16 protein-coding genes, 1 tRNA gene and 3 pseudogenes are annotated in these 21,917 nt (G+C 37.3%); 7 read left to right on the top strand and 13 right to left on the bottom strand.

Going from position 1 to position 21,917, the window contains the following annotated elements; all coding sequences use genetic code 11:
- Positions 1 to 841: 841 nt before the first annotated feature.
- From HCUR_RS06935 to secF, 3 genes are all read left to right on the top strand, one after another.
- Positions 842 to 2,353 (top strand): YifB family Mg chelatase-like AAA ATPase, encoded by a 1,512-nt coding sequence (locus HCUR_RS06935; RefSeq protein WP_104207360.1) that lies wholly within the window; start codon positions 842 to 844, stop codon positions 2,351 to 2,353.
- A 129-nt stretch (positions 2,354 to 2,482) separates the two neighbouring features.
- Positions 2,483 to 3,958, top strand: a complete 1,476-nt coding sequence (gene secD / locus HCUR_RS06930; protein ID WP_165780851.1) for a protein translocase subunit SecD — start codon at positions 2,483 to 2,485, stop codon at positions 3,956 to 3,958.
- A 10-nt stretch (positions 3,959 to 3,968) separates the two neighbouring features.
- Positions 3,969 to 4,886 (top strand): protein translocase subunit SecF, encoded by a 918-nt coding sequence (gene secF, locus HCUR_RS06925; RefSeq protein WP_104207358.1) that lies wholly within the window; start codon positions 3,969 to 3,971, stop codon positions 4,884 to 4,886.
- A gap of 291 nt (positions 4,887 to 5,177) precedes the next feature.
- On the opposite strand, the gene HCUR_RS09310 is transcribed toward secF, so the two are convergent.
- The 5 genes from HCUR_RS09310 to HCUR_RS06895 all read right to left on the bottom strand — a co-directional run bounded on the left by HCUR_RS09310 (position 5,178) and on the right by HCUR_RS06895 (position 10,630).
- Positions 5,178 to 5,405 carry a hypothetical protein gene (locus HCUR_RS09310; protein ID WP_104207357.1) on the bottom strand — a complete coding sequence of 76 codons (228 nt, stop codon included), beginning with the start codon at positions 5,403 to 5,405 and terminating at the stop codon, positions 5,178 to 5,180.
- Between the two features lie 719 nt (positions 5,406 to 6,124).
- Positions 6,125 to 7,042 carry a hypothetical protein gene (locus HCUR_RS06910; RefSeq protein WP_104207355.1) on the bottom strand — a complete coding sequence of 306 codons (918 nt, stop codon included), beginning with the start codon at positions 7,040 to 7,042 and terminating at the stop codon, positions 6,125 to 6,127.
- 571 nt (positions 7,043 to 7,613) lie between these two features.
- Positions 7,614 to 8,363: a diacylglycerol kinase catalytic domain-containing protein gene (locus HCUR_RS06905; protein WP_104207354.1), complete on the bottom strand. Its 750-nt coding sequence runs from the start codon at positions 8,361 to 8,363 to the stop codon at positions 7,614 to 7,616.
- Between the two features lie 27 nt (positions 8,364 to 8,390).
- Entirely contained in the window at positions 8,391 to 9,650 is a 1,260-nt protein-coding gene (locus HCUR_RS06900) for a nucleotide sugar dehydrogenase (RefSeq protein ID WP_104207353.1), read from the bottom strand.
- A gap of 2 nt (positions 9,651 to 9,652) precedes the next feature.
- Complete coding sequence (locus HCUR_RS06895; protein ID WP_104207352.1) at positions 9,653 to 10,630, bottom strand: NAD-dependent epimerase/dehydratase family protein; 978 nt, start codon at positions 10,628 to 10,630, stop codon at positions 9,653 to 9,655.
- A gap of 612 nt (positions 10,631 to 11,242) precedes the next feature.
- On the opposite strand from HCUR_RS06895, the gene HCUR_RS06890 reads away from it, so the two are divergent.
- Positions 11,243 to 11,941, top strand: coding sequence for a hypothetical protein (locus HCUR_RS06890; protein WP_165780850.1), 699 nt, complete (start codon positions 11,243 to 11,245; stop codon positions 11,939 to 11,941).
- 107 nt (positions 11,942 to 12,048) lie between these two features.
- On the opposite strand, the gene HCUR_RS06885 is transcribed toward HCUR_RS06890, so the two are convergent.
- The 6 genes from HCUR_RS06885 to HCUR_RS06860 all read right to left on the bottom strand — a co-directional run bounded on the left by HCUR_RS06885 (position 12,049) and on the right by HCUR_RS06860 (position 17,977).
- Entirely contained in the window at positions 12,049 to 13,086 is a 1,038-nt protein-coding gene (locus HCUR_RS06885; RefSeq protein WP_129591971.1) for an MFS transporter, read from the bottom strand.
- Between the two features lie 370 nt (positions 13,087 to 13,456).
- Positions 13,457 to 13,529: transfer RNA gene (locus tag HCUR_RS06880), tRNA-Ala, on the bottom strand.
- Positions 13,530 to 14,004: 475 nt separating this feature from the next.
- Positions 14,005 to 14,679, bottom strand: a complete 675-nt coding sequence (locus HCUR_RS06875) for a P-loop NTPase family protein (protein WP_104207349.1) — start codon at positions 14,677 to 14,679, stop codon at positions 14,005 to 14,007.
- Positions 14,679 to 15,338, bottom strand: coding sequence for a LolA family protein (locus HCUR_RS06870; protein ID WP_165780848.1), 660 nt, complete (start codon positions 15,336 to 15,338; stop codon positions 14,679 to 14,681). The genes HCUR_RS06875 and HCUR_RS06870 overlap by 1 nt, the downstream gene beginning before the upstream one ends.
- A 104-nt stretch (positions 15,339 to 15,442) precedes the next feature.
- Complete coding sequence (locus tag HCUR_RS06865) at positions 15,443 to 16,183, bottom strand: 2,3,4,5-tetrahydropyridine-2,6-dicarboxylate N-succinyltransferase (RefSeq protein ID WP_104207347.1); 741 nt, start codon at positions 16,181 to 16,183, stop codon at positions 15,443 to 15,445.
- A gap of 57 nt (positions 16,184 to 16,240) precedes the next feature.
- Positions 16,241 to 17,977 carry a 30S ribosomal protein S1 gene (locus tag HCUR_RS06860; RefSeq protein WP_104207346.1) on the bottom strand — a complete coding sequence of 579 codons (1,737 nt, stop codon included), beginning with the start codon at positions 17,975 to 17,977 and terminating at the stop codon, positions 16,241 to 16,243.
- Positions 17,978 to 18,777: 800 nt separating this feature from the next.
- On the opposite strand from HCUR_RS06860, the gene HCUR_RS06855 reads away from it, so the two are divergent.
- From HCUR_RS06855 to HCUR_RS09305, 3 genes and pseudogenes are all read left to right on the top strand, one after another.
- A complete protein-coding gene (locus HCUR_RS06855; RefSeq protein ID WP_104207345.1) occupies positions 18,778 to 18,966 on the top strand; it encodes a hypothetical protein in 189 nt (62 codons plus the stop codon).
- Positions 18,967 to 19,065: 99 nt separating this feature from the next.
- A pseudogene (locus HCUR_RS06850) lies at positions 19,066 to 19,467 on the top strand (transposase); the annotation flags it as partial.
- 356 nt (positions 19,468 to 19,823) lie between these two features.
- Entirely contained in the window at positions 19,824 to 19,967 is a 144-nt protein-coding gene (locus tag HCUR_RS09305; protein ID WP_207760976.1) for a hypothetical protein, read from the top strand.
- A gap of 873 nt (positions 19,968 to 20,840) precedes the next feature.
- Here HCUR_RS09305 and HCUR_RS06840 read toward each other — a convergent pair.
- Both HCUR_RS06840 and HCUR_RS08850 read right to left on the bottom strand, forming a co-directional pair.
- Positions 20,841 to 21,652 (bottom strand): annotated as a pseudogene (locus HCUR_RS06840) (IS5 family transposase).
- A gap of 66 nt (positions 21,653 to 21,718) precedes the next feature.
- Positions 21,719 to 21,917 (bottom strand): annotated as a pseudogene (locus tag HCUR_RS08850) (IS481 family transposase); the annotation flags it as partial.

Here is a 21,917-nt window from a genome sequence, read left to right as displayed (position 1 = left end):
TCCAGAAACCATTGTACTCAAGCTCATGAATGAATAGCGGATATAGACGCTAAGCATTGGATAATAGATAAGGCTTATGATACAAATGCTATAATGGATCATGTTACAGTATGGGGCATTAATCCTGTGATTCCACACAAAAGCAATAGAATCATTTAGAGCAAGATTGATACTGATCTTTACAAGCTCAGATATAGTATTGAAAATACGGTTCAGAAATTTAAAGAATGGCGGGGTATAGCAACCAGACACATCAAAAATACAAAATCATACTGTTCCAGCTTATGCGTAAAGGCACTTTTGATGTGGGCTACAATCTCGTAATGACATACTCTAGTAGATTTATGAAATGATAGGTTGCTCTATAATTAATTTTGTTACTTTTGGCTTTAGTCCAATAGCGTTCTTCGTAAATAATGACCTTTATTTTTATACCTAGCATGCCAATTTAAAACTCTTTCTCGATTTAATTTAAATACTATCGCTGTCTTTTTTTGTTATCTCCGCTCTCTAATAAGCTTCTTACTTTTGATCTTAAATCTTCGCTGTATGGGGCTATTTTTATTCGTACTTCAGTATAATACAACTACTACAACTATTACATTTCTCAAAATTTCTTTTTCAAAATATGAAAGCGTTTATAATTTTTATGTTGAACAGGGTCTTTTATGACTGTACCCTAACATTATTTTGATCCCAAGTTTATGAGACCGAACGTATTAATCTATCAATAAAAAAAAGAATTAATTTGTAAAAATTAATAAATTTTTATATTTTTTATGTGTTGACAAAATTTATTAATTTTTTATCATAAATAACTAAACAATAACTTCTACAGAAAATGGTTCATACACTGTCTACGGTTGCTTTTCAAGGGATTCAAGCATTGTTAATTGAAGTACAAGTTCAATTTGTTTCCGGAAGCCTTCCGGGGTTAAGTATTGTAGGTCTTCCCGATCGCGCAGTAAATGAAGCAAAAGAACGCGTACGTTCTGCGCTGCAATCTATTGGTATTGGATTTCCGTGTAAGCGCATTACAATTAATTTATCCCCCGCAAATATTCTTAAAGAGGGCAGTCATTATGATTTACCCCTCGTACTAGGATTAATGATGGGACTAGAAATTTTACCTCCCGAGCTTAAATACACTATTAGTTTAGGAGAACTTAGTCTGGATGGCAGTATCAAACCTGTATCTGGTGTATTAAGCAGTGCCCTCTTAGCCGCCTCGTTAGGACGTACATTGATTTGTCCGGGAGCCTGTGGACCTGAGGCTCGTTGGGGAGGAGAGCTATCTATTTTAGCACCCCACCATCTCTTAGAACTGGTAAATCATTTTAAAGGAAGTCAGGTGCTCAGTGTACCGGAGCCTATTTTAGATTCAATAGAGCCTTCCACGGAGCATTTTGGGTTAATTCACGGACAAATTCATGCAAAATGGGGACTAATTATTAGTATTTCTGGTGGTCATAACGCGTTAATGGTAGGGCCTCCGGGAACAGGAAAATCATTATTGGCTAAAAGTACAATGAGTTTATTGAATCCTCTCACCCCAAGAGAAGCGTTAGAAGTGACCATGATTCATAGTTTGTCTGGTGTTTTGAAAGAGGGACGGGGATTAATGCGTCAGCGTCCTTTTCGTGCTCCTCATCACTCTGCATCCATGGCGTCCATGGTAGGTGGCGGGCTGAAGGGAACGCCAGGAGAAATTTCTATGGCCCATCAAGGAATTTTGTTTTTAGATGAACTGCCCGAATTTTCAAGAAGTGTACTTGACGCCTTGCGTCAATCTATGGAAACTCGACAGGCAGTGGTTTCGCGTGCAAATTATCACGTCACATATCCTGCAAATTTTCAACTTATTTCCGCTATGAATCCGTGCAAATGTGGGTATTTAGGAAAAACTTCCAGAGAATGCCGTCAGGCCCCGGAGTGTGGTACCCGATACCAAAACAATCTTTCTGGTCCTCTTTTAGATCGTATTGATTTATTTATGAACGTATCGGATATCGATTTTAAAGCTTTTCCAGATCCTACTCCTTTTGATGAATTAGAGTATACCCGCGCTCTAATTCGCCAAGCACAGGATCGACAGAAATTACGCTATCAAGATCAAAATTTTTACTGCAATGCCCAATGTCCCTCAACACTTCTGGATCATGCACTAGATATGGATTTGGATTCTAAAAACATATTGTTAAAAGCAGCCAATCGGTTTGACTTTTCTATGCGGGGGTACTATCGCGTTGCGCGGGTAGCACAAACCATTTCAGATCTAGAGCAAGCAGAAAAAATTTTACCTAGCCACATAACTCAGGCACTAAGTTATCGCGTTGCACACCATCTTCGATAGTGCTAGTTGAGCTTTTTGAATAAATATGGAATAATGAAAAAAATGAAGTAAGTGAGAAAATGCTAAGCAATGGTATACGTATCTAGATTTAAAATAATATGGATAACACTTCTAGTATGTGTTAGTATCATGGTAGTATTACCAAGCTTAATTCCTGCAAATATTCTTCCGCAATGGATGCCCTATAAAAAAATTGTTTTGGGTCTTGACCTCCAAGGAGGTGTTCATTTGGTTTTAGAAGCCCGAACAGGAGATTTATTTAAAGATCAGAGCAATCAATATGCTTCAAGATTAAAAAAGGCATTTTTAAAGGAAAAAATAGGCTATCGCGCATTAAAGTTTGATGGGAACGGAATTTCTTTTGAACTTCAATCTTTGCAACAAAGTAAACAAATGGAGGAAGTTGCCCGTCATATTTTGAGTAAGGATATGGACTGTAAGATTATGGGGAAAAATGTTTTTTTTTCCTACAGCAATCGCTTAAAAAAAGAACTTCAACGTCAGGCATTAGCACAAAGTGTAGAAGTGATTCGACGACGTGTCGATGAAACGGGTACGGTGGAACCTTTGATTCAAGTCCAAGGAGATCGTAATATTGTGCTGCAAATTCCAGGATCTCAAGACCCGGAAAAAGTAAAAAGTCGGTTAAATAAAACGGGAAAGTTAAACTTTTATTGGGTAGCAGAGAAAACATCGACTAATCTAGATGTCTGGGAGTGTAAAGATCGTGAAGGACGTATCTATCGTTTAGACAAAGAAATTGTTTTGACAGGAAAAGATGTAGCCAGTGCAAAAGCGGATTACCATGTAGCAGAGGATGGGCAGAATCGCCCCTGTATTTCGTTGATGTTGACGTCTGAAGGTAGTTATCAATTTTCTGAGCTTACTCGAGAAACAGGTCGAGTACTGGCCATTGTTTTGGATAACGTGATACTTAGCGCTCCAAAAATTCAGAGCCATATTCCTAACGGTCAGGCAGTAATCACGGGAAATCAAACTTTAGAAGAATGTCAGGGATTGGCGACCATGATTCGTTCGGGATCTCTTCCTGTTGCATTAACTATTTTAGAAGAAAAAGTTGTAGGACCAGGGATGGGTGCAGATTCTATCCAAAGTGGTATCGTTGCAACTATTGTAGCCATTGGGGCGGTAGCCTCATTAATGTGGTTTTGTTATGGATGGTTTGGAACGTTTGCAGTGATTGCTGTCGGCTTTAACCTCTTGTTTTTAATAACAGTGTTAATTTATATGGGTGCGACGCTTACTTTGCCGGGTATCGCAGGGATGGCAGTGACCGTGGGAATGGCAGTAGATGCAAATGTACTCGTGAATGAACGTATAAAAGAAGAATTACTCTTAGGTCGAAAACTTTTACCCGCTATTGACTCTGGCTATCGAAGAGCAATGAACTCGGTTATAGACTCTAATTTAACTACTTTAATCGCCGTAGGGTTATTGTTTGGTTTTGGAAGTGGTCCAGTTCGGGGATTTGCAGTAACTATGGCGATAGGAATTATGACCTCTATGTTCACAGCGATTTCTATGACCCGTACTATGGTAAGCTTTTGGCTACAAAGATTTCCGTCTACATCTATACTGATTTAAGGGAGGTACTATGGCGCTTTTCTCTTTTTCTCGTTTATCGTTACCGTTTTCTTTAACGCGACATATATGGTTTTCCATGACCCTGTTAATAGGGGTTTTCTGTTTTACCGCAGGGACACTGTGGTACAAAGGACTTAATTGGGGGATTGATTTTAAGGGAGGTATTCTCTTGGAGGTGCGTTTTTTTCGTCCTCCTCATTTGGCACAGTTACGCCGTATCGTGCAGCACCCAGATAATTTTGGCAAAGAATCCACTGTTCAGCAGTATGGAGATACGAAAAAGCATATGGTTTTAATTCGTGCTGCGGATAAAAAAGTAGATCTTACTCGTATTCAAAAACGCTTCCAGGAAGAGTTGAAAGATTCCGTCGTATTTGAAAAATATGATCGCATAGGGGCAAAATTAGGAAAAGAATTAATGCAAGCGAGCTTATGGGCTCTAATATTTGCTTTACTTGGAATCGGTCTTTATGTATGGATTCGTTTTGATTGGATGTTTTCTCTTGCTACCTGGATTTCCCTGGCCTACGATTGTTCTGCATTATTATTGTTTTTGTCACTTTTTCAACAGGAGATTGGCGAAGGAGCTATGGTAGCATTTTTGATTACTGCAGGGTACTCTGTGAATGATACCGTGATTATTTGTGATCGAATCCGAGAGAACCGAGGATATAAAAAAACTTTAAACTGCGGAGAGTTGGTAGACTTAAGTATTAATGAAACGCTTTCTCGAACTATTCTAACTTCTTTAACCACCCTAACAGCGTTATTAGTACTCTATGGTTTAGGAGGAACTGTTATTGGAAGCTACAGCTTACCCATGATTGTGGGTATTGCTTCTGGCACTATATCTTCAATCTTCATCGCTGCGCCTGTGTTTTATGTACTTTCTTGGTTCAATACAAGAAAAAAAGTATTACAAAAATGAGATCGTTTTATTAACAATATAGCACATAGAAAAAATAAAATTTATTGCTAACAATGTGTTTCAGAAGTTAAAACTTTTATGAAATCCAGAAAGATGATTTCTAAAAACGGTATTTATACTTGAAACAATTTGAGTTAGTCCTTAAAAGATTACTCCCCACTACAAAACAAGGATGAGATTTTATGAAGAGCACTAGACTTGTCACAGAAATAAGGGGGGGGGGTAGAAGATCAGTTTAAAAGAAAAAAGTTTAAAGAAAAGATGTGGATTTATTAATAAGTTGTAGAGATTTTAGTCACGAGATAAAATGCGCTCACTGAAGGGGTAATTTTTTTTAGAACGTATATTTTTATGAAAAAATCTTCCAACAAAGCCCACCGTTACCACGATATTTTGTATTACGTTTAGGATTTGTGAAATCCATCTTCCAGGCTGAGAGGTTTTGGGGTGTGGTCTAGCCAAAAAGATACCAGAAATATATGAATTCGGTTGTTTGGATTTTGAGAAAAAACACTCCATTGTGCCATTTTTTCCCGTATGACGGTAGGGAGATCAAACAAATCGCCGATTGATTTTCGGAAGAGATAAGAAAGTCTGGAAAAAATTCAGCATCCATCCTATTATGAGTCGCTTATAATTAATAAAAACTTTATCAAAATACACCCTCACGCAGTAATAATTAAAAAATAAACTGTTCAAAAGAGAGCTCAACACCAAGGATACAGCTGGCTGTGAATGCATCTTGATTTCTTGTGCGAATAGGTCTCACAAATAATATACCCCAAAAATTGTACGCGAATCTCCAAAACGCATCGAAGACCGAGCTTTAGGGGATTTTTTGGTTGACAAAGCTTCTGCTGGCGATGATATGGTGAATCAAGCGTCTAAAAATTGTATAGTTTTCATGATTTTGTTAAGAACAAGTGAAAAATTCAGAGAAATTAAGACAAAAACTGCTATATACTACCTTTTTTGGGTAAAAACACCATTGTTTATCTTAAACAATGGTGCAAAATTGCCCTACACTATGCTAAAGTGGTATTCTTATTCTTGGCTTCTATTAATATTAGATACCGCATTCTCTGACGTACACTCATATTTATTTTAGCTATAGATAAATTCTAGAAAGAAAAGTAAATGCAAAAATATGAAATATCAAGCATGCCATCCCTGGTCATTAGAAGCCTAAAATGATTTAATCTTTTCAGGACCTCTTGGAGTATCAGAGTAATCCTATATTACATTTTTACTTTCTGCACGTCCTTTTCAATGTGCCTTAGTTCTAAGGAAACTTGATCTACGATTTTTTTGATTTTCATTATTTTTTGTAAAGATTGTGCAATATCATACTGATAGCTTTCTAATTCGGGCTTACTGTGCTTCTGAAAGAGCTCCTTATTTTTTACCCACTCCGATAAAGCTTCAAGGAGTGCTTGCGTCGTTGAAAAATTGTCCATAAAAATTTTTATAAGGCGCCTTGTATTATCTACCACTTTTTTTGTAGCTTCGCGCGGCCCCATACTCTCAATTTCTCTAAAAGTATCCATCTCTTCAGAAGTAAACTTTTCTTTGTTTTTAAAGAGTTGAGTAATTTTCTTCTTTAAAGGAGTATTTTTGGAAATAAAATTAAAACTTAACGTCTGATACAGTTGTTTTATAAAAATCATATCCCTCTTACTAGAATAAAGGTAAATGTGTATTAATTTTTTGTAAAAAAATGCTAGTAAACAAGCAATATATGGACGAGGGTTTTTATGATCAAATTTCTTAAATAGTGTACTCCAAAGTTTATCTTTGAAATCATTGTTTGGTTTTAAGACTTCAGACAAAATTTCTACATCAAATTCTAAGCTTTCGTTGAGCTTTTGTATTGCTTGATTGAACTCTTCAGAAGAAATCTCTGGTCCGATTATTAGTTCGCGCTCTTCAAAGAGATTTTTCGCATCGTCAAGAACTGGTATGAGTTCCCTCCAAGAAGCAGAACTTTCAGTATTTTTTTGGGATGTGGAGATCTTCTCTATTTCCTGAAAGTCGTTTTTCGAAGAAATATTTATATGGGGGCGCGTCTTTATATCTTCAGGCAATGCTCCAGCAGTATTCCACAAAAAAGTCGAGGTCGTTAATATAAAAAATCTCTTATTCGTTAAGTTCATCATTATACACAAGATGTTAGATATTCTTTTTTATTATAATAAAAAAAAGAATATTTTTAATTAAAGAAATAATATATCGTTGTTCTCTAAAACTTTCTAAAAGGCAACAAGCAGTGCATTTGCGTTGCAAAAAGCCTACTGTTAAAGCTAAAAATGTTGATTTTAGATGAACTTACTTACGCATAGAATGTGGAAGTTCAAAAAAATTTACAACTTTTAGGGGTATTACGAAATGTAAAAGATATCGTCCCATCACGTCACTATGCTATGGAATGATGGTAAAACCGAATTGCGGAATGTACGTATTAATTTTATCCAACCGTCCTAAATTTGATGTTTGGCATAGAGCGTTGTGCTCACTGCTACTTTTGCATTCTCTCTTCTCGTTTAGTCAGAATGTTCTGGACTCCACTAACAACACGTGAGATCAGCCCATAACATTACTTCAATATAAAATCAATACTTTAAAACTTTGCGCCAGGCTCCTCACTTCATGAATACCAGAGGTGCGTTTTGATTGTGAGTTTTCTCCTTTATAAAAATAATTTTTAAAACTTCTTTATTCTACCAAGGATTATTTTATAAAGGGTGCCCCAGTTTTCAGTAAAGTAATCCTTTCAGTACTTTGAGCACTTATTTGAATTTTAGTATACCTTGATTCAAGGGCTTTATCTTGTCCATCCCACCCTAATAAAACAGGACGACTCTCGGGACTAAGCAGTTCTACGCTCAGAGTTTGATGCGCTAGAAGTAACGCTCCTTTCCATGGTGTGGCGGCTGAAGTGTTAAGTGCGCAAAGACCCAAAATGTAGGGAAGATCAAAAAACTTCCCTCCGGCAGAGTGATAATATGCAGACCTTCCCAGCAAAGAACTGCATACGATGCCATCACCTAAAAGCAACGGACATATTATGGTCTCATCAATATATATTTTAAGTTTCAATGCTTGATAGCGTTGACGATATAAGCACATATCGTTAAATACAAGAAACGATAGCACATTAGAACCACTACCTAGTGCTGTGACAGAAAAAGGAAAATACGTATACGCTAATGCATTCTCAATAGCAGACTGTAATCCATCTCTGGTTATTCCTGCGTTCATGAGATGGCCAACACTGCCAAACTTTAACCCATAAAAAGGTTTTTCTAAGAAAGCATACCGGCTAAGGCTTTTTAACATCCAGCCGTCTCCGCCTAAAACTACAATGATCTTACAGCGTTCTATAGGGCATTGTCCCCATCGTTCTATATAATGATGAAGGGGAATAGTTAAATCATTACGTGCTAAAAAATGTATAGCATCCATATCATGTCTGTTCATAGTTTATTTATTTAAATCCCCATTCCTCTAAAGCGTCCAATAGTGAAGGTCTTTCCAAAAAAAAGAACGCCAAATTCCTTTGATATCAAATACGTATCCCTGAGGTCTTAGTAACGATTCTATTTGAGCAACCTGCATTGCTGTGTACACAGTATGAGGCACTAAAAGCAGAATAGCATCATAGGGAGGCTGAAACTGAGTGTTAAGAGGAATACTTAATATACGGAATACTTCTTCCGCTTGTGCGTACGGATCAAACACATCAAGTGAGTACGTTTGCTTAAGAGCTTGGACTACTTCTATCGCTTTACTATTACGTACATCGGGGACACCTTCTTTAAAGGTAAGTCCTAAAACTGCAATACGGCTTCCAGAGGGAAGCTGCTGAACAGTTCTGACCATCATTTGGGTCATCTCTTCATTGATATGTCGTCCTGCTAAAATAACGTGAGAGGATACGTGGTGCTGTTTAGCGCAAAATGCAAGATAGTAAGGATCAACACCGATGCAATGCCCTCCCACAAGACCAGGACGAAAAGGTAAAAAATTCCATTTTGTCTCCGCTGCATCTAAGACATCATAGACAGAAATACCTAATGCCTGACAAATTTGAGCCATTTCATTGATACAAGAAATGTTGATATCTCTTTGAGTATTTTCTAAAACTTTGGCTGCTTCTGCAACTTTAATACTTTTTGCCACAAAAATATTATGTTCATTAATACTGCCATAGAGGTGCTTCAAAATATTGGTCACTTCAGGAGTTTGGCCTGATACAACTTTCGTAACAGAAGCAAGGCTATGCTGACGGTCTCCCGGATTAATGCGTTCAGGAGAATACCCTAGGAAAAAATCGATACCCGGCTGGAATGTATTATTTTCTGTCAACCAACGTCCACACAAATCTTCACTCACGCCAGGATATACGGTGCTTTCAAATACCACAATATTTCCTGGCCGTATTAGTGGACTCAGTGTTTTACATGCACGGGTTAACAGACTGAGATCTGGTTCGAACGTCAGGGTAATAGGTGTAGGTACCGCCACAATGTAAAGGGATTGAGGTGCCAGAAGTGCTGGATCATCTGTGAAGCGCACCGCACATTGCTGTAATCGCTGAGAAGAGACTTCCTGTGTCCTATCTTTTCCTTGGATTAATTCTTCAATACGAGATGAAGAAATATCAAACCCCACCACATCGAAATGAAAAGAAAGCTCCACCGCCAAGGGAAGCCCTACGTATCCAAGACCAATGATACCAATAGAAGGATGTTGATGAAACAGCATAATTAGGCTCCTAAATAAAATTGCTTATACCACGTGACAAATCGTTCTAATCCCACTGCTAATGGAGTTTTTGATTCGAATATTAAGTCCTGATGATCTAGTCCGGCCTGAGTTTTTGGCACATCCATAATATGGGCAGGCTCTCGTTGAATGGAAGCTTTTCTTTGGGTGAGGTGCTCTAAGATTTCCAGTACTTCTTTGATGCTGTGCATATTATTGCTGCCTAAATTGAGCAATTGATAGAGGGGAGCTGTGAAAGGCGGTGCCCTTAATAGATGGATTACGCTGTCCACAATATCGTCAATAAAAGTGAAGCTACGCCACATATTTCCCTCATTAAACAAGGTCAAGGGCTGATCTTCAAAAAGCGCTTTTGTAAATAAAAAAATAGCCATGTCCGGTCTTCCCCAAGGGCCATATACCGTAAAAAAACGTAACGCTGTACAGGAAAGATGGAAAGCGTGATGGTAGGCATAGGCAATAAGTTCATTACTTTGTTTCGTTGCGGCATACAAAGATAATGGGTGACGCACAGGGTCTTGAACAGAAAAAGGATACTTTGTGTTGCCACCATAAACGGAAGAGCTACTGGCATAAAGAAGGTGTTCTAACTTTTTCCAATGACGACATGCTTCTATTATATGAACAAACCCCAAAAGATTGGTGTGTGCATAGGACAAAGGATGCGTTAACCCATGTCTGACACCTGCTTGCGCGGCCAAATGAAGAACATGAGTAGTGTCAGGATGACGGGAAGTTAAGCACTTCATATCTTCAAGGGAAGAGATATCGTATGCATAAAATATAAAATTGGGATAGTCTGTCAGCTGGGCCAAGCGACTTCGTTTAAGTTCTACATCGTAATAAGGGTTCATATTGTCTATACCTACAACGACACTGTCTTTTTCTTGTTTTAACAATGCTAATGTTGCGTGAAATCCAATAAATCCCGCAGCTCCGGTAATGACAAACTGGCGCATGAGCTTTTCTTATTCTTTAAAAATTACTCTCTGAAGAATACCATAAAATCATTTTAAAATGCACGGGAACATTCTTGTAATTTTCTGTATTAACATGGACATATTCTACTACATGAAGTTGTCAATAGATTAAATATTTTAAGATAAATACTTATTTTCGATGATTTTAAATAATAAAATTAATATAATTTTATATTTTTTATTTTATAATTTTTTTTGTGATATATAGAACAATTTTAAAAAATGGATAAAAAAATATTTTTATTCTATCTTTTGATAGGATACGCCTTACCAGGATTTTCTAAAAATAGATGGGAAGACGTAGAGGAAGACTTAGAACAAGATGAAAAGAGCACTAAAAAAAGGAAAGAGGCGCTCTCATCGTCCCGAAATAAAAAGATAAAAGCGTCTAGGGAGGATAACGGGGAGAATAATAAAAATCAAAAGGAAGCATCTTCAAGAAAAAGAAAAAATGATATATTTGATATATCTAAAAGTACACCTCAACTGTTAGGAGCGTCCTCACAATCTTCTCAATCAACTCAAGTGCGGCGAAGTGTTGAGGATCAGTTTGAGAAAGCACTGAATAATGATAAAACCAAAGAAATATTATTGGATTTTGTAGAGCCTAAAACTGAGAAAACCGCAAGTAAGCTTAAGGAAAGTATCAGAGATTTTTCCTCGGGCACTAAATCTTTAAACTCTACTATTGATCCTCAGGATTCTAAAATTAGTACCCAAAACTCTGAAAAAGGGTCTGAAAAAGGGTCTGAAATTGTTTCTTCGCCTACGTCTGAAATTGTTTTTCCGCCTAACAAAGAGGCTGATAAAGTCGCTGACTCAGAAGGCGTGGGAAAATCTGATCTAGCATCCAATACAGAAGATAAAGCATTGTCTGAAAAAAGCCTTAAAAATAAAGCTAAAAATAACTTTATCAAAGCTAAAAATGCCTTGCTTGGTTGGGGTAGAAGGTTCAGGAAAGGAGCTTCAGCAATGAAAAACGCCTTCAAAAAGAAGCCCGAGGCCGAAAATGAAGAGTGGGAGGACGATAGGGACTCCCTAGAACCGGAAGCTAAAAAACCCCATGAAAACATTCAAGCCTTACAAGTTCTGAGCGGACCAGAAGAGGAGACCATAACCCAGAAATCAAAAAGCAAAGAGAGTGAGCCGCTCAAGCCGAGTAACGAAGTCGTCGATAAAAAAGACCGTACATCGAAAAAGAGGAATAATAAGCCTAAAGCCCCAATAATAGACTCAATTGGTTCAAGAGTAAGGAAAAATCATGATGATTTAAAGAGTAAGGAAAAATAATGAGGATTTAAAGGCGACAAAAAAAAAGAAATAATAAATAATTAATCAAGAATTTAATTTAGTATTGTGGAGTTAGGCGGGACCGAACCGCTGACTTCTGCAATATACTAAAGAGTACGGTTCATAACTTTTTGAGAATATAAAAATGTCATGGCGGAAAGTGCGGAAAAAAGCATTCCTAATGCTAAAAAAGTTAAAAAGTGCGTACGTCCATACACCAAACTGGCGCACCATGTCACGCATAATCGATCCAGCGTAAACCAAGCACTTATAATACTATAACGCATCATAGTGTGAGAAGAGCGACAATAATCAGAAATATACACCCATATCAAAAGATTGCCTACACCAGAGAGCATTTGATGAAGAAAAGAATTAAAGAAAAGGAGCCCCATATGTTTTCCAAGATACCATTGAAATAGGCAGGTTGAATCTGCAATCGTTTGTGCAATACCCCAGGCTAACAAAGCCCATTTTAATGGGATGCGTTGAAGCGCTTTATGGGCAACAAACCCTCCCAGTAGGACACTTCCCCACCCTAAACCTTTGTCCGCATACATCAGCTCTATATTGGAATATCCTTGGCCGTACAAAAATAAAGGTAACATCCATCGAATAAATGCATCAATCATTTTGTAGGCAAAAAGATGTATCAAAAGCACTAAGGGAAAACGATTCCAGGAAAAAAAATCTTTTAGCTCTTTTTTCAGAGAGGCCCAGTACGATGAAGATTCTTGTTCCTTTGTAAACAATTCTCTGGGAAATGGAGAATTCACTCCAATTAACAGCATAGCAATACTTATTGCTCCTATAATAACGTAACTGGCTAATTTCCATGACCCGTAATGGGAAATCCCCAAGGCACCACTGGATACAAAAAGTCCAGCTAAGCGAAATCCTGTTTGATTTCCAAGAAGGTTTTGCGTAGAGGAAATTTGGGGTTTGGACACATTAATGCGGTAGCCTTCTAAAATAATATCTTGGATTGCTCCAAAGCATGCGATGACACACCCCCATATCCAAAGAACTTCAAACTGTAAGGGAGACATACACTGGGAACTTTGATAAAAAGCGAATATAATAATAGTTTGCACAGCGAGCACGGTGTACTTAAAAAAATAACGATGAATAATGGATGTCGACAAATAATACAGTATGGAAGCGAAAAAAGGTTTCAAAACGTAGGGGAAAAATAGTAGACTCAACCCTTTAAAATACTCTGAATGTACTGTTTGGCTAGCAACACACAAAGGAAGCGTTATTGAAATCCAAAAATACGGAATACCGCTCACAAAACCTAATAGGAGAAATCGTCCAAACTTAAAAAAGTTTTTTTCGGACTTCAAAATTTTGAACTATTTTTGTTTAATGGTATTGTATTCTATATCATCTTTAAAAAAAAGCAAACCCTTTCTTTGAATAGAGCCTAATAAGAGGGAAAAAAGATTTCTAAAATCAAAAAAGATCATTAAAAAATTTTAAAATCTTTTTTAGAAAAGTTAAAAGCTAATGTTGTGGAGCCAAGCGGGATTGAACCGCTGACCTCTACAATGCCATTGTAGCGCTCTCCCAGCTGAGCTATGACCCCTTTAGGCTTTTAATTGTACACTATATAAATTTAAAAATCAATATATTCTTTCTACCAATGTGCTCTGCTTACTCTGGATCTCAGGATTTGTTTTCTGAAACCTAAGATAGAGAATTATTTTGGAAAGTATAGGGAAAGTTCTATGATATTAAAAGATCAAAACAGTCTTGATGGACCTTAGCTTATGTAAAAAGTGTTAATACATTTCCGAAATCGAGTGCGCTTTATTTATTTCTAAGAATAAAAAAATGTATTCTCGATTTTTATCCTTATTTTCTGACCTTAATCCACATCTACAACACAGAACCTTCAGCTAAATCCTTAACTTTTTTATACCGTTTAATCCACAAATCAGTAAGAACACATAAAAAGTTTAATCTTTATAGTGTATAAAAGAATAGGATCTCCTCAAAAATAATTTTTTATATTAAAAATTGTTCATGAAAAATATTCCAGAAGAAAGAAGTAAAAGTATTTATTCACCAGGTATCCTTTGAGGATAGCTTTTCCATGCTAATGCGGATTTTACAACAGGAATACTAAGATTAGCGCGATGCTTCAAGGTATAATAATGGATTTTTTCCACAACATCTCGAATATTGGAAAAAGATCTATCCATGCGTTTCATTAAAAAATATAAAATTTGAGAACACGCAATTAGTCCAACGTCGCGAAATGCTTTTTTCAAAACTTCTACCAATAAAGAATCTTCAGGTTCTTGAATTTCTACACACAAAAATGTCATAAGACGAGAACGCAGTGCAGGCTGTACATTCCCCAAGTGTACAGGGCGCAGACTCAACCACAGGCAGTGTGCGTTTAGTGTCTGTACTGCTTCTAAACAGCTCAATGTTTCTATTTCATCCAGAGAATTTATATTGACGTCTAACACATATCTTCCTTGAGAATTGATAAAAGAGGAATGAGGGCAAGGCAACCAAACTGCGTTACACTTTTTTGCCCAAAGTGTACCCAAATGCGTTTTTCCACTATCTTTTGGACCATAAATATTGACATGTTGACAAGGCCACTGTTCTTTATGAACCCACTGAAAGGCGTGAATATTACTTTTTCCAACACAAAAGGATGCGTCATCTAGAAGAGGACGCCAGGCTAAAGGCAAAATAGGGTGTGTATAACGCATCTCCATTAAGGTTCAGAGGAAGTAGAAAAAGTTTTTGGAAGAATAATAACGTTATTATTTACATGGGTAAGCTCTAAACTAATTTCTCTATGATTTTCATCATGAATAATCCAACCACAAAACTGAGGACCAGTGGTTTTATTTTCTTTAAACACAAGCATAACTTTTCCGTCTTCTGTATCTTCTTTTTTAACAAGAGTAATATATGTAAACACTTCTTGATTTTTTTTAGCAGAGAAAATACGCTGAACCTTTACATGTCGTAAATCTATTCCTTGGGTATTTAGAACGATTTGCAAGGGAGTTTCTGCTAAATCAACCGAACTGCTTTCCTCTAATTCTCCTTGAGAATCAAATAGGTATTCTGTAAGATAGGATCCGTCACAAAGAATTTCTCGTCGTTGTCCGGAAAGATTTGCATCATAAATAATACGTAATTTTCCAGGTTTTTGAAGATATAGTTTTCCTTTTATGCGTTGTTTTCCATTATCTTGAATAAAACGTGCTTCTACAGAATTAAATTTCTTTAAACACTCGTTGTACACTTCTAAAGCGAAGGGATTAAGCAAAGAATTTGGAGTGCTGTTTTGAACCTCGGATGTTCCGTGAAGATCAGAAATAAAACATAAGCTAATACTAAAAAAAACATAAAGCGCAATACTCATTATTAATTCAAAGTTCCAGATGTCATAGTTTTTATTATAAAACATTTTTTTAGCGTTGAACACACAGATAATCATTTTTCTCGAACATTTCACAGCGTTATAGCTCAACGCAAAGCATCCTCTAATGCTATTTGTGCATCCGTCCGCTCATCTCGATATTTTAAAATGATACCACATTGAAGAGCTAATTGGGTGTCAGGAAAAAAACTACTTATACTGCGTGTTCCAGGAACGACTACTGCTCCTTCAGGAACGTATCCATAATATACTTGGTGTTTAACCGTATCGTACACAGGAATAGCCCGAGATAAACATACTCCTGAACCCAAAACTGCACGTCTCTTTATGTGAAATCCAGAAGTGATCACACAGCCAGCACCAATAAAAGCATGGTCTTCAATAATTACTGGAAGGGCTTCAACAGGTTCTAACACACCACCAATACTAACACCTGCCGAAAGATGTACGTGCTCACCAATTTGAGCACAAGACCCCACTAAAACGTGACTATCCACCATACTGTGAGCACCTATGTACGCTCCGACATTAATATAAGAAGGCGGCATAATGACTACCCCTTTTGAAACACAGGCTCCAGAACGCACGGAAGATCCAAAGGGAACAAGACGTACTTGGTCATTAACTGTAAATTTTCTCGGCAGTAGCGGTGCTTTATCTATGTAATACGTATCTACAACCTGAACTTTACCGGAACGGAACAAAGTCAAAATCTTTTCTTTAACTCCTGAATTTGCTAACCAAATTCCATCCTCTCCTGGAAAAGCAGCACGCAAGCTTCCAGATTCTAATTCATAAAGAAAAGTTTTAACACAAAACTCAGACATCTTTTTTTCCTTACCTAAATCCTATATTCAAACAAAAAAATTTATCAAAGATTCATGTTATTCTTTAAACTCCAACGCACGCTCTAAAGCAGAACTAAAACTATTTTCTTTCTCCACATTTCCCGTATATTCAGATAGAATACGAGAACGTTCTTCAAGATCCAAAGCTTTGACAGATAAGAGAACCTGCTGAGTTTGGACGTTAATCTTTGTAACCTTTGCTTCTATAACATCGCCCACCTTATAAAAATGAGGATTTTGGTGAGTTGAATCTTCACCAAGCTCAGATCTATGAATAAAAGAAAGAACATCACCGCCTAAATCAACTTCCAAACCCGAGTCTGCAATACGAATAATACGTGCTTTTATGTTTTGACCTTTCTCTATGGCTTGCAGCCGGGCCATGCTTGCGTTATTAGACACTTGCTTTACACTCAGCCCAATAAACTCTTCCTCACAAGAAACCTTAGTCACTTTAAGCTGTATCCTTTGTCCAATATGATAACGAGATAACGCTTCATCTGGAGGTAAGGTCCAAGAAAGTTCTGATTTATGAACCGCAAACTCTATACCGTGCGGTAGAGTGACCAATAATCCAAATTCTGTAATACCCTTAATTTCAGTTTCTACCTGACTACCTACGGGATAATTTTTAGAAAAAATTTCAAACAAGTTTTCTGTACATTGCTTTAGCCCCAAAGAAATTCTGCGTTTTGCAGAATCAATCTCTAGAATCATGACTTGAACTTCATCTTTCTGAGCAACAACTTCACTGGGAATAACGTCTTTTTTATGCCACGTCATTTCTCTTGCATGAATGAGTCCTTCAATACCTTCACTTAGCTCTGCAAAGGCTCCGTACTCCGTAATATTGGTAATCGTTGCTGGTACAATACTTCCCACTTTATGTATCTCGTGAATAGTTTGCCACGGATCCTTTTCAAGCTGACGAAGTCCCAGAGAAATTCTTTCATTTTCCCGATTAAAGCGGATAACCATTACTTCAACCATTTGTCCTACTCTCAGAACGTCCTCTATGCTAACGCGTTTATTGTAAGAAAGATCCGATATATGCAGCAATCCATCAATACCCCCTAAATCAATAAACGCACCATAGGGAGCTAAATTCTTCACAACCCCCTTAACAATCATTCCCTGTTTAAGTTCTGACAGAAGACGGGCTTTATCTGAAGCGCGCTCCTCTTCTAATACTGCACGCCGGGAGACAACAATATTTCCGCGAGCCTCATCAATCTTAACGATAAGAAACATTTGGTCTGTTCCGATAAGCTCGCCTGAATCTCGAGAAGGGCGAATATCTACTTGACTTCCCGGAAGAAATGCCACAGTTCCCCCTAAATCAACACTTAATCCACCTTTGACCATACCTAAAATTTTTCCGGAAATAGGCTTTTTTTCTTCAAAGGCTTGTGCAAGTTTCATCCAAGTAACTTCTTGAATAGCTTTTTGATGACTTAATATCATTCCGCCATCTCTGCCCTCATATCTTTCGATGTACACATCCACTTGTGCACCTACTTTAAGGGTACTCCGTTCTGCGTCTCCAAACTCTTTTAAAGGAATACGACCTTCAGATTTAGATGACACATTAACAACAATGGCGTCATGATCAATGGCAACAATCCTGCCTTTTACAATTTTCCCTTCTAAACTTTTTTGATCTTTTAAGGTATCTTCTAAAAGTGCTTTAAATAGGTCCTCAAAATTTTTTGTTCTGGCATTTTCTGCTTCTGTTTCTTCGTGAGCGCTTTTTTTAAAATCTTTGCCTGGCATAAGAATCTCTAATACATTACCTCGGCACTATTACCGATTCATACACATAATATATTTTTTTTTCTTCAGTTACAAGTTCCCCATACTACGAAACGTTGACAAAAAATGGAACTTATAATTTTTAACTTGTATCACACAAGAAGCACTACGCTTAAACATTGTAATTCCAGACACAATAGGCAAGATACCTAATGCTGGATAGCTTCCTGACTTGTGTATTTTTTTCTAAAAAAATGTCGTAAGAATCATGCTTAGAAAGAATTTTTTATTTAAAATTATCTTTTAGTGAGAAAAAATTTACTATGATTGCGTCTTCTTTAAAATCTGCGTAGCCGTGCATCTTAATTTTTCTTAGAAAAGGCGATCCCGTATACATACGTCTATTTATTTCATAGGCACAACAGTGGCGCCAACAAGCTTTAGCACAACTATCTGAACATTTGAGCAAGCCCAAACAATCCTATCAGCAATAATGAACATTCTTTTTTTACACTCTACTTTAAATTAGTAGAAATAAATGAAGAATCCGTTAGAATAAACCGCCCTACAATTTCTAAAAGGCTTATCCGCCATTTCAAACCAAATTTCATTCTGCGCTACGCTGTATGGTTTTTTGTATTCTCAGGCATAAACACTAGTCTGCGCAGTGAACGCAAAACGACAGATGAACTTGAACATAGATCAGCGTCTTAGAACCAGTCACATGAAAAATTGAAATAGCAGGAATAAAGTATAGGATTGGCATCAAAGAGAGGTGAGATAGGTCAAAAAGCTATACAAGAGATCTAAAAAATAAACTGTTGAAAGTTATAGAAGAAAAAATTAACAAGCGCAAGAAAAAGCAAGGAAAGCCGCTGACTAAGGTTGCTAGGTGGGTATGGAACGGCAGAATTTATATCGCAAAAAACGGCTGGTTTTGGAGGGATATCCTTAAAAATTTTGCGCTATGGAAGAATGGATGGATAACCCCAGAGATACCCTCAAAATGAAGAGGGGAAAAAGAGCAAAGTCCTAGCATAGGAATCATCGATATCCAGAGTGTGAACCCACGCGCTTTTAAACACTGAAGAGATGGAAGCAAAAAAGGGTCGAATATAAAAAAACATTTAGGAGTCAACACCTTGAGCTTGCCGCTCAATAGTGATGTGCACAGCGCCAGGACTCATGATAGCACGTGTGCCAAAAGAGTCTTATTTGGCTTAAAGAAACAATTTCTAAGGCTGGTGAGCATTTTAGCGCATCAAGGATATCTACACCAGTGGGTTTGTTTTCATACGCAAGGAGTTTTTCTTAGCATGGTACACATGGAGAATATATTAAGGGGGTTAAAGTCCAGAAATGGCGGGCTTGTAGAGCGTTCATTTCCGTGGTTAGATCATTTTAGAAGGCTATCCAAAAATTATGAGCGGTCTACTGCATCAGCAAAAACGTTTATTCCACTATCCTTCACTAAAATAATCCTCAATAAGTTAGAACAATGGTTTACGTGACTGTTTCTTGTTACTAGTACAACCCAACGAAAACAATTTATCAGATTTTCGGGGAAATTTTTTTAATGCGCCTCAAAAATAGACCTACATTTTAGATAAAAGGGGGAACGTAAGGTATACAAAGGCTGAAAAACATCCAAGAATTTTTTTGAAATTAATTTTGCGTGACATCGCAATAGGCACAACAAACAAGCCAAGGAGACGATCCTTTGTGAGAAAAGCAAATTCTATATCTACTACAAAATCTCGGCATAACTTCAAATGAACCTTTTGCAGCAATACGTTGTTGCTTTACCCAAGCTCGACAACACCAAGTTCTATGTCTTAAGTGCAGAGTATCCTAAGTGCAAAGTATATTGAGTGCGTCTTTTAACGGAAACGGAGCATCCCATTACTCCCTGAGTGCAAACAAAACTTTTATTCCTAAAAACAAAAAAACGGTATCCACTCAAAAAAAATCTCAACACTTTTGGCTGGCGGAAGTTTCTGTGTGTCTATAACACTACGAGTATCCGTTCATGATTTTAACCTCTACAAAGAAGTTGAGCTATTTCCCTAGGGATATAAAGGATTTTGGGACAGTATGTATGAAGTATCACAAAATACAACTCCAACCATAGTAATACCCTCTAAGAAAAGAAAAAGAAACAATATTAAATTAAAAATTATCTCTTACATTATTAATCTCAAAAACTCACACTATTCTATCTTCGAATGCCTCAAAATTCTTTTTGTTTTAGGCTACGCAGTAGCTATATAAAGAGCACAATTTAATTGAGCACCTGTTCAATATCAATAGATTAAAACATTTTAGGCGCTTAGCAGCCAGGTACGACATGTGTGATATTTTTTATCTAGCTTTTGATTTTGTTCCGGGAAATTTATTTCTGGCTAAAATAAATGTCGACATTATACCGAGAAAATAAAAACATAGGAAAAGGGAAAAAACAAAATTACACTCGTTCATTACAGACAGCATAGTTTATTTTTTTGTTGATTGTCAGTGATGGTTTTTACATTAGGGTAGAGGGCTTGAAGGGCTCCTTATTGGAGATTTAAACAGGAAAATAATAAAGAATTTAAAATCACCGCTGTTGATGCCGATGTAGAGTTTGTTATAGTCAATAATATACTTGTTCCAGTTCATACATGTTCAGTCGAGTATAGAAAAAATGAGAATGAGAAAAAAATATTAACTAAAGTAATAGTGGACTTACAACAGACATAGATAATCTTAGGTCAAAAACAGTATTATTCCAAAGAAACTTTTTATGCAAGATTTTAGAAATTCTATGCTCATGCCAGAAAAAAAGTAGTATAATATAGCCAAATAACTATAAAATAATTATAGAGAATCACACATCTAGAACGTCTTATCTGTGTAGCGTGAGCCCATTATTTCTCAATGGGATTAAGGTCAAGAGAATAAGGAGCCAAAGGGCAAGACTGCGTATTTGGGCGGCTGCAAGAAAGGAGGAGCTGTTTTTGGCGTATCGCGTGGCGATGCCTCTCCATCGCTTAAGATGCAAGAAGGCATTTTCAACACGATGTCTGATCTTGTACAAGTCTTGGTCATAGAAGCACTGTTCTTTTCGATTCCTTTTTGCAGGAATCACCGCTTGAATGGTTTGACCGTTTGCCATGTCTAACACAGCATCTGCATCATAGCCTTTGTCGGCTAAAAGACATTGGGCGTTTATGCCCTCAATAAAAGCCTCAGCCTGTGTACAATCAGCTGTGCTATCTTCTGTAACAAAGATTCGCACTGGCATATCAGTCGCATCTACGGCTATATGTATTTTGGAATTGAGCCCCCTTTTGTTCGTCCTATGGCTTGGTTTCCACCACGTGCTCCTGCTGCATGAGGGGGTACTTTGATAGGGCTTGCATCAAATCTATGAGCCACTCAAAATCAGGCTCCGTCACAAGCGATTCTAACACCCCTTGCCAAACGCCTTTGTCCCACCATCTGCAAAAGCGCCGATGCGTGTTTTTCCAGTTGCCATAAGTCAGGAGGCAAATTTCTCCAGGGTGCGACAGTGCGCAATATCCAAAAGGCGGCGTTGATAAAAAGCCTATTATTATGGGCGATACCTCCCCAGGAACCTTTTCGCCCAGGCAATCGCGGCTCTAAAAGACTCCATATGCGATCTGGCATATCATGGCGTCGGTGAGCGCCTATCATAAAAACCTTTCATTGATTCATTCTATATCTCATGCCAGTATAGATTTACTCTCGTGACGACACTATCTAGGTGTTTAGTCCCGCCAAGAAATGGTTAGGATTAATTGTAAAATATTCTGGATGAATTATCCACTGATTTAGAATAAATTGCCAAGGAGTTTTGCCTTTGATGGCTTTAAGTCGTTTAGCGAAGGTATAAGCCATTAGATAGGCATGCAGATGCTGTTTCAGCTCATCATGAGATGCATAATGGAAATTGTTTACA

This window comes from Holospora curviuscula, assembly GCF_002930195.1.
Lineage (GTDB): Bacteria > Pseudomonadota > Alphaproteobacteria > Holosporales > Holosporaceae > Holospora > Holospora curviuscula.
Note: the sequence above shows the minus strand (reverse complement) of the source record. Positions and strands in the feature narration are given on the sequence as shown.